We start from the raw sequence: 11612 nt of genomic DNA, 5'->3' as shown, positions 1-11612 counted from the left end.
CCCGTCGGGCGGCGACGGCGGCGCGCAAGCCGTCCACCGCGGCGCGCGTGCCGTGTACGCGGGATGCGTCCACGGCACGCGCACCGCCACGGCGACGGCTCGGCGGCTCCCCGCCCCGGAGGGCAGGGTCAGCGCCTGCCCTTCTTCCCGCCGTCCAGCAGGCCTGCCCGGCGCAGGGCGTCGGCCATCGCGCTGTTGGCGGGTGCCGGGGCCTGCCGGGCACCGCCGCCCTGGCCCTGGCCGCCGCGTCCGCCGCCGCCCTGCTGGCGTTGCTGCGGCGGGCGCCCGCCGCGCTGGCGCCGCTCGCCGCCTTCACCCGGCTTCCCGCCGCCCTGGGGCGCGGCCTCGTCGTCCAGCCGCAGGGTCAGCGAGATCCGCTTGCGCGGGACGTCGATGTCCAGGACCTTCACCTTGACGATGTCGCCGGGTTTCACCACGTCCCGCGGGTCCTTGACGAACGTCTTCGACAGCGCGGAGACGTGGGCCAGACCGTCCTGGTGGACGCCGATGTCGATGAACGCGCCGAACGCCGCCACGTTCGTGACGACCCCCTCCAGGATCATGCCGGAGGACAGGTCGGAGATCTTCTCGACCCCTTCCTTGAAGGTGGCCGTCCTGAAGGCCGGGCGCGGGTCGCGGCCGGGCTTCTCCAGCTCCCTGAGGATGTCGCCGACGGTCGGCAGACCGAACGTCTCGTCCACGAAGTCGCCCGGCTTCAGCGAGCGCAGCACCGCCGTGTTGCCGATGAGCGCCGCCACCTCCTGGTTGGACGCCTTCACCATGCGCCGCACCACGGGGTACGCCTCGGGGTGGACACTCGACGCGTCCAGCGGGTCGTCGCCGCCGCGGATGCGCAGGAAGCCGGCGCATTGCTCGTACGCCTTCGGGCCGAGCCGCGCCACGTTCTTCAGCTGGTTCCGGGAGGTGAACGGGCCGTTGGCGTCGCGGTGCGCCACGATGTTCTCGGCGAGACCCGAGGTGATGCCGGAGACCCGGGACAGGAGCGGCGCCGACGCGGTGTTCACGTCCACGCCCACGCCGTTCACGCAGTCCTCCACCACCGCGTCCAGCGACCGTGACAGCTTCACCTCGGACAGGTCGTGCTGGTACTGGCCGACACCGATGGACTTCGGGTCGATCTTCACCAGCTCGGCGAGCGGGTCCTGGAGCCGGCGGGCGATGGAGACGGCGCCGCGCAGCGACACGTCCATGCCGGGCAGCTCCTGGGAGGCGAACGCGGACGCGGAGTACACCGACGCGCCGGCCTCCGACACCATCACCTTGGTGAGCTTCAGCTCCGGGTGCCGGGTGATGAGGTCACCGGCGAGCTTGTCGGTCTCGCGGGACGCCGTGCCGTTGCCGATCGCGACCAGCTCGACCGCGTGCTCGGTGGCGAGCCGGGCCAGCTTGGCCAGCGCCTCGTCCCACTTGTTGGCCGGGACGTGCGGGTAGATGACGTCGGTGGCGACGACCTTGCCGGTGGCGTCGACGACGGCGACCTTCACACCGGTACGGAAACCGGGGTCCAGGCCCAGGGTGGCGCGGGTGCCGGCCGGTGCCGCGAGCAGCAGGTCGCGCAGGTTGGCCGCGAAGACGTCGACCGCCTCGTCCTCGGCGGCCGTGCGCAGCCGCAGCCGCAGGTCGATGCCGAGGTGGACCAGCAGGCGGGTGCGCCAGGCCCAGCGGACCGTGTCCGTCAGCCACTTGTCGGCCGCCCGGCCCCGGTCGGCGATCCCGAACCGGTGGGCGACGATGCCCTCGTACGACGACGGCCCCTCGGTCGCCTCCTCCGGCTCCAGGACGAGGTCGAGGACCTCCTCCTTCTCGCCGCGCAGCATCGCCAGGACGCGGTGCGAGGGCAGCGCGGTGAACGGCTCGGCGAAGTCGAAGTAGTCGGCGAACTTGGCGCCCGACTCCTCCTTGCCTTCCCGTACCTTCGCCGCCAGCCGGCCGCGCACCCACATGCGTTCGCGCAGCTCGCCGATCAGGTCGGCGTCCTCGGAGAACCGCTCGGTGAGGATCGCGCGGGCGCCCTCCAGGGCCGCCTGCGGATCGGCGACGCCCTTGTCGGCGTCCACGAACGCGGCGGCCGCGGCCTGCGGTTCCACCGTCGGGTCGCCGAGCAGCCCGTCGGCCAGCGGCTCCAGGCCGGCCTCCCGCGCGATCTGCGCCTTGGTGCGCCGCTTCGGCTTGTACGGCAGGTAGATGTCCTCCAGCCGCGCCTTGGTCTCGGCGCCGCGGATCTGCGCCTCCAGCTCCTCGGTGAGCTTGCCCTGCTCGCGCACCGACTCCAGGATCGCCGTCCGGCGGTCCTCCAGCTCCCGCAGGTAGCGCAGCCGCTCCTCGAGCGTGCGCAGCTGCGCGTCGTCGAGCATCTCGGTCGCTTCCTTGCGGTAGCGGGCGATGAAGGGCACCGTCGAACCGCCGTCGAGCAGCTCCACGGCAGCCTTGACCTGCCGCTCCCGTACGCCGAGCTCCTCGGCGATCCTGCCTTCGATGGACCCTGGAACCAGGGACCCGGGTGTCGTCACGATCCCGTACCGCCTTCTCCACTGAGGTTGCGCGGCAATTGTGGCAGGTGACACCGACAACCGGGCCCCAGGGCGCCGTTCCGCGACACGAAGTCGCCGCGGGGACGCTCAGCCGGCCGCTTTCACCCCTTGCCGACCAGATCGGCCGGAAAGGCGCCGGCGGCGAGGGCCGCCGCCGCGAACTCCCTGGCCAGTTCGGTCAGCCGGGCCACTCCTTCGGGTCCCAGGTGTGCGTAGGGAGCCCGGTCCAGCCGGTCCGTCTCCGCCTCGATCTCCGTCCGCAGGGCCGCTCCCGCCCCGGTCGGTTCGCCCGCCTCGTCGAGCAGCCCGCGCTCGCGCAGCCGCAGCACCGCCGCGTCCCAGTCCGCCCGGCTCCAGCCGCGCGTGGCGAGCACCCACTTGGGGGTCATGCCCTTGCCGGTCGCGGTGTGGGTCACCACGGCCTCCAGACCGTCCAGGCCGGCCGCGAGCAGCGTCGCGAGGTGGCCGTCGCCGCGGTGCTCGCGCAGCAGGGTGGCGGCGTGCCAGTAGGCGAGGTGCGGCTCCTCGGGCACCGGCAGATCGGCGTGCGCGGCGTAGAGCGGGCGGCCGGAGCGGGAGCACGCCTCGGTGGCGCGCAGCGCGAGTGCCGCGGCCTCGGCCATCTCCGCCGAGGCCACCGCGTCGGCGCCGAGCAGCCGCCGCATCGAGGCGTCCACGGCACGCGCGCGTGCGGCGAGGACGTCGGCGGGCGAGGCGGTCCGCCAGACGGCCGGGACGTGCCGGGCCACCAGGTCGTACTTGTAGTTGTAGAACGTGGCCGTCACCGTGCCCGGCCCGACCGGCCCCAACGCGGCGGCCCGCACCGCGAAGTTGACGGCCCGCGGATGGGTCACCCCGAGCGCCGCCAGTTCCTCGGCCAGCTCGGGGCTGAAGAAGTGGGTCGCGTGCAGGGAGTTGAGCAGGGTGTGACAGCGGCGGCCGGCGCGCGGCTCGAGGACGGCAGGGGTCATGGCGAGCACGTTACCGACTGGTCGGTACGGACTCCAGTGCCGTGCGCGTCCCAACATCACGGTCTTCGCCGCGACATGGCAGAAAAGGTGGGGAACCCGTCATTGCGGCCATCGCCCCCTCGGCGAACAATCGGTTCCATGGCGCAGCGAACCGTACTCGTCGTCCTCTTCGACGGCGTCCAGAGTCTCGACGTCACCGGCCCCGTGGAGGTCTTCGCGGGCGCCGAGCTGCAGACACCGGGCAGCTACCGGATCCGTACGGCCTCCCTGGACGGCGCGCCCGTGCGCACCTCCAGCGGGCTGACCGTCGTACCGGACTCGGCGCTGGCCGGGGCGCCCGCGGCCCACACGCTCCTGGTGCCCGGCGGTCAGGGCACCCGGCGCCCCGACCCGGCGCTGGTCGACTGGCTGCGCGCGCACGGCCCGCGCACCGCACGGCTCGTCTCCGTGTGCACCGGAGCCGTCCTGCTCGCCGAGGCCGGACTCCTGGACGGCCACCGGGCCACCACCCACTGGGCGTACTGCGACAAGCTGGCGCGCGACCATCCGGCCGTCGACGTCGACCCCGACCCGATCTACGTCAGGGACGGCCGGGTCGCCACCTCGGCCGGCGTCACCTCCGGCATCGACCTCGCGCTCGCCCTCGTCGAGGAGGACCTGGGCCGCGACGTGGCGCTCACCGTGGCCCGGCATCTGGTGGTCTTCCTGCGCAGGCCCGGCAACCAGGCCCAGTTCAGCGCCCAGCTGGCCGCCCAGACCGCCCGGCGCGAACCGCTCCGGGAGGTCCAGCACTGGATCACCGAACATCCGGACGGCGATCTGAGCGTGGAGGCGCTGGCCGCCCGTGCCGCGCTCTCGCCCCGTCACTTCGCCCGCGCCTTCCAGGCCGAGACCGGCACCACACCCGGCCGCTACGTCGACCGGGTCCGGCTGGAACACGCCCGGCGGCTCCTTGAGGACACCGGCGACGGCGTCGAGGAGGTCTCCCGCGCCAGCGGCTACGGCACGCCCGAAGCGATGCGCCGTGCCTTCCTCCGAGGGCTCGGCGCGAGTCCCGCCGAGTACCGGCGCAGGTTCAGCCCCGCCCCGGCCTTCCCGCCCCGTTAGGAGTGCCATGCAGATCGCGATCGTCCTCTTCGACCGCTTCACCGCCCTGGATGCCGTGGGCCCGTACGAGACCCTGGGCCGCCTCCCGGAGTCCGAGACCGTCTTCGTCGCCGAGGAGGCGGGCCCCGTGCGCACCGACAACGGCACCCTCGCCCTGGTCGCCGGGAAGAGCCTCGCCGACGTGCCGAGCCCCGACGTCCTGGTCGTTCCCGGCGGCCCGGGCCAGACCCCGCAGATGGGCAACCGCGCGCTCCTGGACTGGATCCGCGCCGCCGACGCCGCCAGCACCTGGACCACGTCGGTGTGCACCGGTTCCCTCCTGCTCGCCGCCGCCGGCCTCCTGGACGGCCGCCGCGCGACCTCGCACTGGCTGGCCCTGGAGGAACTGCGGCGGTACGGCGCCGAACCGACGGGCGAACGGGTCGTCACCGACGGCAAGTACGTCACCGCCGCCGGCGTCTCCTCCGGCATCGACATGGGGCTCGCCCTGCTCGGCCGGATCGCCGGGGACGCCGTCGCCCAGACCGTGCAGCTCGGGATCGAGTACGACCCGCGGCCGCCCTACGACGCGGGTTCGCCGCGGCGGGCACCGGCCGAGGTGGTCGAACTGCTCCGCTCCCAAAGCCGGTTCATCCTCGGCCGGGAACAGCCCAGCTGAAGCCGGGCCTGCGGCGCTCCAGGAACGCGGCGACGCCCTCGGCGGCGTCGCCGCTGCCCCGCGCCTGCGCGGTCCAGTGCTCGTCGCGGTCGGTGCGCCCGTCGGCGAACTCCTTCGCCGCCGCCTGCGTCAGCTGGGAGCGCGCGGTCAGGATCCGCGCGAACTCCTCCACCCGTCCGGCCAGTCCGCCCTGTGGCAGCACCTCGTCGACCAGGCCGGTGCGCAGCGCCCGCTCGGTGCCGATCAGTTCGCCGGAGTACAGCAGGTACTTGGTGGCGGCCGGCCCGACCAGGGAGACCAGGCGGCGGGTGGAGGAGGCCGGGTAGACGATCCCGAGCCGGGCGGGCGTCACGCCGAAGAGCGCGCCCTCCTCGGCGAACCGCAGGTCGCAGGCGGCCGCGAGCTGCGAACCGCCGCCGACGCAGTGGCCGCGGACCGCGGCGAGCGTCGGCTTGGGGAACGCGGCGAGCGCCTCCTCGGCGGCGACCGCGAGGGACTGTGCCTCGGCGGGGGAGCCCTGGAGGCTGGAGATGTCGGCACCGGCGCAGAAGGTCGCGCCCTCGCCGGTCAGCACGAGGACCCGGACGTCCGGATCGCCCGACAGCCCGTCGAGAAGGGGCGGCAGGGCACGCCACATGGCCGCGGTCATCGCGTTGCGCTTGGCCGGGTTGTGGATGACCACCGTGGCGACGGCGCCGGTGACCTGGTGGGCGAGGTGGGGCTCCATGGCCCGGATGGTATCGGCGTGACGCCGCCCCGGACCGGGGCGGCCCCGCCCGGGTGTTGCAGTACAACCGTAATAGTGCAGAAAGTCGGCATTTCTGGAACAGGAGCGGTCGTTCAACCGACCTTGTCACGCGTCGACGGTCAGAATCGTTCGATAGTTGCTGACTTGTGTTCAGTCATCCGGGGCGGAGGGGGTCGTTGCCAACACTCGTCGTGTGGTGACAATCGAGCGCGAGGGTGGCGACCGGACGATGGAGAACCACGGGCGTGGGCAATACCCGCGTCCAGAGGGAGGCGGCCCTCAGGCGCCGGAACCGCTGCCGTACGAAGGGGTCTGGCGGTTCACCGCCGCCGCCGTGGACGCCTCGGTCCCGCAGGCGCGGCGCGCCGTACGGGACCTGCTCCAGCGGCAGGGCGTCCCGGTCTCCGAGGACCTGGAGTACGGACTGTTGCTGATCGTCTCCGAGCTGGTCACCAACGCGGTCAAGCACGCGGCGCTGCTGTCGCCGGTGCTGGCCGTCGAGGTCGCCGTCGGCGCCGAGTGGGTGCGGGTGTCGGTGGAGGACAACCACCCCTACCGCCCGACCGCGCTGGAGGCCGACCACGGGCAGACCGGCGGCCGGGGACTGCTGCTGGTACGGGAGGTGGCCTGGGAGGCGGGCGGGGTCGTGGACGTGGAGCACACGGCGAGCGGCGGCAAGGTGATCTGGGCCGCCCTGCCGCTCAAACCCGCGACGCTGCCGTGAGGCCGCTCACCAGCCCGCGGACGGGCCCGTCAGCTCCCTGATCGCCGGACGGGCCGCGTCCAGCACGGTCATGAACCACGCCGAGAAGGGGTCCCGGGCGTGCCGCTCGGCGAGTTCGGCGGCCGTCACGAAGGCGGTCTCCCCGACCTCCTCCGGGTCCGGCGCGAGCGCCGCCTGCACCATGCCGACGAACAGGTGGTTGTACTCCTGCTCGACCAGCCCGGAGGCCGGGTCCGGGTGGTTGTAGCGGACCGTGCCCGCCTCGCCGAGCAGCGAGGGGGAGACCCCCAGCTCCTCGAAGGTGCGGCGGGCCGCGGCCGCGAAGGGGGCCTCACCGGGGTAGGGGTGGCCGCAGCAGGTGTTGGACCACACGCCGGGGGAGTGGTACTTCGCCAGCGCCCGCTGCTGGAGCAGGAGTCTGCCCTGTTCGTCGAAGAGGAAGACGGAGAAGGCCCGGTGCAGCTGCCCGGGTGGCTGGTGCGCGGCCAGCTTCTCCGCGGTCCCGATGGTCACACCCTTCTCGTCGACGAGTTCGAGCAAGATCGCGTCCGTTGTGCCCTCCGACGTGCTGTGCGTCGCGGTGGCAGGTGTGATCGGCATACCCATCCTTCGCCTCGGTCCTCGCACCAAGTCTGCCGTACGAATCCGACACTCCCGGCACTTCCCGGCACGGGCACGCCGGAAGAGGGACCCGGTAGTTGATCGTGCCCTACGGGTACGAACGGGAACCGCCCGGGGGTGTCGAACACCAGGACGCCGGGGGAGCCGGCACCAGCCGTTCCGGTGGTCCGGGGCGGGTGGCCGTGGGGGTGGCCGTGGTCGTGCCCTGCCCCCGTGGGGTACGTCTCTTCCCTTCCGTCCGGAAGCACGGTCAATTACGGGTGGGGGGTATCCGCCGACGCGCCGTTGATCACCCTAGTCGTAAGCTCTGAGCTGCGGAAACAAACTCCGGGCCAGGGTGGCTTCAGGCGTCGCCGGTGTGGCGCCCGATGTCCGGGGCGGCCGGTTGACGCCGGCCCCGGCCGTGGTGCTCCATGTCCTTGATGTCCGTTCCGCGAGCGCGGTTTGTGAGCCGGGGGCCCGATCGCGGATGATGATCTCGGCAAAGGCCGGGGCAGAGCGGGTCGTCCGGGCCGTGAACGGCCGGTGAACAAGCAGTCCTCACCATCCGCTAACCTCTGCCGAATGCCGCCCGGGGGCCACCAGGCACACCGCGCCCCACCACGCAGTAGACCGGCGCTCCGCGCCGCACCCAGGGAGTGAGTTCGGTTGCCGACCGCCATCGTCACCGGCCAGCCGGTCCCCGGATCGTCGTTGGAGAGCGATCTGCGGGCCCTCGGCTTCGAGGTGTCCACGGCCGCGGACAGCGCCGACACCCAGGCCCTTCTCGCCGCGGTGCCCGCCGACCGACGGGTCGCCGTCGTCGACGCCCGCTTCGTCGGTCACCCGCACGCCCTGCGGCTCGGTCTCACCGACCCGCGCTTCCCGCTCGCCGCGATACCCGGCGCCGTCACCGCCCAGCCGGCCGGCCGTCAGGCGCTGACCTCGGCGCTGGCCCGGGAGGCCGCGGCCGGCGGCGGCACCGCCCTCGCCGTCGACGGCCTGGTCACCGCCCTGGACGCCGACGTGCACCGCCCCGAGCTGGGCAGCCTGGTCGCCGTCGTCCCCACCGACCCGCAGTCCCGCAACGAGGCGCGGCAGGCCGTCGCCGCCGTCGACGACGAGGCCGTACGCCTGAAGTCGGCGGTGAAGGCCCGGGACGGCTTCTTCACCACCTTCTTCATCAGCCCGTACTCCCGGTACATCGCCCGCTGGTGCGCCCGGCGCGGACTGACCCCCAACCAGGTCACCACCGCCTCGCTGCTCACCGCCCTGATCGCGGCGGGCTGCGCGGCCACCGGCACCCGCCCCGGGTTCGTCGCGGCCGGCGTGCTCCTGATCGCGTCCTTCGTCCTGGACTGCACCGACGGCCAGCTGGCCCGCTACTCCCTGCAGTACTCCACCCTCGGCGCGTGGCTCGACGCCACCTTCGACCGGGCCAAGGAGTACGCCTACTACGCCGGCCTCGCCCTCGGCGCGGTCCGGGGCGGCGGCCACGACGACGTGTGGGCCCTCGCGCTCGGCGCGATGATCCTGCAGACCTGCCGGCACGTGGTCGACTTCTCCTTCAACGAGGCCAACCACGACGCCACCGCCAACACCAGCCCCACCGCGGCCCTCTCCGACAAGCTCGACAGCGTGGGCTGGACGGTCTGGGTGCGCCGGATGATAGTCCTGCCCATCGGTGAACGATGGGCCCTCATAGCCGTCCTGACCGCGGTGGCGACCCCGCGGATCACGTTCTGCGTGCTGCTCGTGGGCTGCGCCCTCGCCGCGACCTACACCACGGCCGGGCGCGTGCTGCGGTCACTGACCCGCAAGGCCAGGCGGACCGACCGGGCCGCCCGGGCACTGGCCGACCTCGCCGACAACGGCCCGCTCGCCCGATTCGTCTCCCGCGCGCTGCCCGCCCCGCTCGGCCTCCCGCTGCTGGTGGCGCTCGCCGGAGTGGCGGTTCTCACCGTCTCCCTCTTCTCCGGCGTCACCTGGGCGCCGGTCGCCGGCGCCGTCGTGTACGCGCTGGCCTCCGGCCAGGCCCTCGCCCGCCCGCTCAAGGGCGCCCTCGACTGGCTGGTCCCGCCGCTGTTCCGGGCCGCCGAGTACGGCACCGTCCTCGTCCTCGCAAGCAAATCCGGGGTGAACGGAACCCTTCCCGCGGCTTTCGGCCTGGTGGCCGCCGTCGCCTACCATCACTACGACACGGTGTACCGCATCCGCGGCGACGCCGGGGCACCGCCGGCCTGGCTGGTCCGTGCCATCGGGGGGCAGGAAGGGCGAACGCTGCTGGTCACCGTGGTGGCCGCGGCACTCACCGCACAGCAGTTCGAGGTTGCGCTCACGGTCCTGGCCGTGGTCGTGGCCGGGCTGGTGCTCGTCGAGAGCATCCGCTTCTGGGCGTCCGCAGGGGCGCCCGCCGTACACGACGAAGGAGAACCCGCATGATCGGCCTCGTGCTGGCGGCCGGCGCCGGACGGCGTCTGCGCCCCTACACCGACAGCCTGCCCAAGGCGCTGGTGCCGGTGGGGCCCGCCGGGATAGAGGACTCGATCACGGTGCTCGACCTGACCCTCGGCAACTTCGCCGAGATCGGTCTGACCGAGGTCGCGATCATCGTCGGCTACCGCAAGGAGGCCGTGTACGAGCGCAAGGCGGCCCTGGAGGCGAAGTACGGCCTCGAGCTCACCCTCATCGACAACGACAAGGCCGAGGAGTGGAACAACGCCTACTCCCTGTGGTGCGGCCGTGACGCCCTCAAGGACGGCGTGATCCTCGCCAACGGAGACACCGTGCACCCGGTCTCCGTCGAGAAGACGCTGCTCGCCGCCCGCGGCGACGGCAAGAGGATCATCCTGGCCCTCGACACGGTCAAGGACCTCGCCGACGAGGAGATGAAGGTCGTCGTCGACCCCGCCAAGGGCATGACGAAGATCACCAAGCTGATGGACCCGGCCGAGGCCACCGGCGAGTACATCGGCGTCACCCTCATCGAGGGCGACGCGGCCCCCGAGCTCGCCGACGCGCTGAAGACGGTCTGGGAGAGCGACCCGCAGCAGTTCTACGAGCACGGCTACCAGGAACTGGTCCACCGCGGCTTCCGCATCGACGTGGCCCCCATCGGCGACGTCCGGTGGGTCGAGATCGACAACCACGACGATCTCGCCAGGGGACGGGAGATCGCGTGCCTGTACTGACCAGGCTCATCCCCTCACCGGTCGTCGTCGACATCCGCCCGGGTGCCCTCGACGACCTGGCAAGTGTGCTCGCCGACGAGCGCATCTCGCACTCCGGCCGTCTCGCGGTCGCCGTCAGCGGCGGCTCGGGCAGCAGGCTGCGCGAGCGCGTCTCGCCGAGCCTGCCCGGCGCCACCTGGTACGAGGTCGGCGGCGGCACCCTGGACGACGCGATCCGGCTGGCCGGCGAGATCAAAGCGGGGCGCTACGACGCCGTCGTCGGTCTCGGCGGCGGCAAGATCATCGACTGCGCCAAGTTCGCCGCCGCGCGCGTGGGCCTGCCGCTGGTCGCCGTGCCGACGAACCTCGCGCACGACGGCCTGTGCTCGCCGGTCGCCACCCTCGACAACGACGCGGGCCGCGGCTCCTACGGCGTGCCGACCCCGATCGCGGTCGTCATCGACCTCGACGTCATCCGCGAGGCGCCGGCGCGCTTCGTGCGCTCGGGCATCGGGGACGCCGTCTCCAACATCTCGGCGATCGCGGACTGGGAGCTGTCCCACCGCGTCACCGGCGAGAAGATCGACGGTCTGGCGGCCGCCATGGCCCGGCAGGCCGGCGAGGCGGTCCTGCGCCATCCCGGCGGCATCGGGGAGAACGACTTCCTCCAGGTGCTCGCCGAGGCGCTGGTGCTCAGCGGCATCGCCATGTCGGTGTCGGGCGACTCCCGCCCGTCCTCCGGCGCCTGTCACGAGATCAACCACGCCTTCGACCTGCTGTTCCCGAGGCGTGCCGCCAGCCATGGCGAGCAGTGCGGACTCGGCGCGGCCTTCGCGATGTACCTGCGCGGAGCCCACGAGGAGTCCGCGTCCATGGCCGATGTGCTGCGCCGGCACGGACTGCCGGTGCTGCCGGAGGAGATCGGCTTCACCGTGGACGAGTTCATCCGGGTCGTCGAGTTCGCCCCGGAGACCCGCCCCGGCCGCTACACCATCCTCGAACACCTCGACCTCAAGACCCACCAGATCAAGGACTTCTACGTCGACTATGTCAAGGCCATCGGTAGCTGAACTCCGTCCGGT

General features: G+C 72.7%; 10 protein-coding genes. 6 read left to right on the top strand and 4 right to left on the bottom strand.

Features of this window, described 5'->3' with window-relative positions:
- Positions 1–128: 128 nt before the first annotated feature.
- Positions 129–2531 carry a Tex family protein gene (locus ACIRQ9_RS35235; RefSeq protein WP_404183083.1) on the bottom strand — a complete coding sequence of 801 codons (2403 nt, stop codon included), beginning with the start codon at positions 2529–2531 and terminating at the stop codon, positions 129–131.
- A gap of 122 nt (positions 2532–2653) precedes the next feature.
- On the bottom strand, positions 2654–3523 hold the full coding sequence (locus tag ACIRQ9_RS35230; protein ID WP_404183080.1) for a hypothetical protein: 870 nt from the start codon (positions 3521–3523) through the stop codon (positions 2654–2656).
- A gap of 138 nt (positions 3524–3661) precedes the next feature.
- Between ACIRQ9_RS35230 and ACIRQ9_RS35225 the strand changes: the two genes are divergently transcribed.
- Both ACIRQ9_RS35225 and ACIRQ9_RS35220 read left to right on the top strand, forming a co-directional pair.
- Entirely contained in the window at positions 3662–4630 is a 969-nt protein-coding gene (locus ACIRQ9_RS35225) for a GlxA family transcriptional regulator (RefSeq protein WP_404183077.1), read from the top strand.
- Positions 4631–4637: 7 nt separating this feature from the next.
- Complete coding sequence (locus tag ACIRQ9_RS35220; RefSeq protein ID WP_404183074.1) at positions 4638–5288, top strand: DJ-1/PfpI family protein; 651 nt, start codon at positions 4638–4640, stop codon at positions 5286–5288.
- On the opposite strand, the gene ACIRQ9_RS35215 is transcribed toward ACIRQ9_RS35220, so the two are convergent.
- The gene (locus ACIRQ9_RS35215; protein ID WP_404183071.1) at positions 5260–6015 is read right to left on the bottom strand and encodes an enoyl-CoA hydratase/isomerase family protein; all 756 of its coding nucleotides are present in this window, start codon (positions 6013–6015) and stop codon (positions 5260–5262) included. The genes ACIRQ9_RS35220 and ACIRQ9_RS35215 overlap by 29 nt on opposite strands.
- A 250-nt stretch (positions 6016–6265) precedes the next feature.
- Between ACIRQ9_RS35215 and ACIRQ9_RS35210 the strand changes: the two genes are divergently transcribed.
- Positions 6266–6760, top strand: coding sequence for an ATP-binding protein (locus ACIRQ9_RS35210; protein ID WP_404183202.1), 495 nt, complete (start codon positions 6266–6268; stop codon positions 6758–6760).
- Positions 6761–6766: 6 nt separating this feature from the next.
- Here ACIRQ9_RS35210 and idi read toward each other — a convergent pair whose 3' ends face one another.
- Entirely contained in the window at positions 6767–7360 is a 594-nt protein-coding gene (idi, locus tag ACIRQ9_RS35205) for an isopentenyl-diphosphate Delta-isomerase (RefSeq protein WP_351314608.1), read from the bottom strand.
- A 669-nt stretch (positions 7361–8029) separates the two neighbouring features.
- On the opposite strand from idi, the gene ACIRQ9_RS35200 reads away from it, so the two are divergent.
- Genes ACIRQ9_RS35200 through ACIRQ9_RS35190 form a run of 3 tightly spaced genes read left to right on the top strand, consistent with a single transcriptional unit; the run spans position 8030 to position 11600 of the window.
- Complete coding sequence (locus tag ACIRQ9_RS35200) at positions 8030–9802, top strand: DUF5941 domain-containing protein (RefSeq protein WP_404183068.1); 1773 nt, start codon at positions 8030–8032, stop codon at positions 9800–9802.
- The gene (locus ACIRQ9_RS35195) at positions 9799–10551 is read left to right on the top strand and encodes a sugar phosphate nucleotidyltransferase (RefSeq protein WP_404183066.1); all 753 of its coding nucleotides are present in this window, start codon (positions 9799–9801) and stop codon (positions 10549–10551) included. The genes ACIRQ9_RS35200 and ACIRQ9_RS35195 overlap by 4 nt, the downstream gene beginning before the upstream one ends.
- Positions 10539–11600, top strand: a complete 1062-nt coding sequence (locus ACIRQ9_RS35190) for an iron-containing alcohol dehydrogenase family protein (RefSeq protein ID WP_404183063.1) — start codon at positions 10539–10541, stop codon at positions 11598–11600. The genes ACIRQ9_RS35195 and ACIRQ9_RS35190 overlap by 13 nt, the downstream gene beginning before the upstream one ends.
- The last annotated feature ends 12 nt before the right edge of the window (positions 11601–11612 follow it).

The sequence above is a fragment of the Streptomyces sp. NPDC101237 genome (assembly GCF_044767465.1).
In the GTDB taxonomy this organism is placed as follows: Bacteria; Actinomycetota; Actinomycetes; order Streptomycetales; family Streptomycetaceae; genus Streptomyces; species Streptomyces gramineus.
This window is presented reverse-complemented; position numbering and strand designations above follow the sequence as displayed.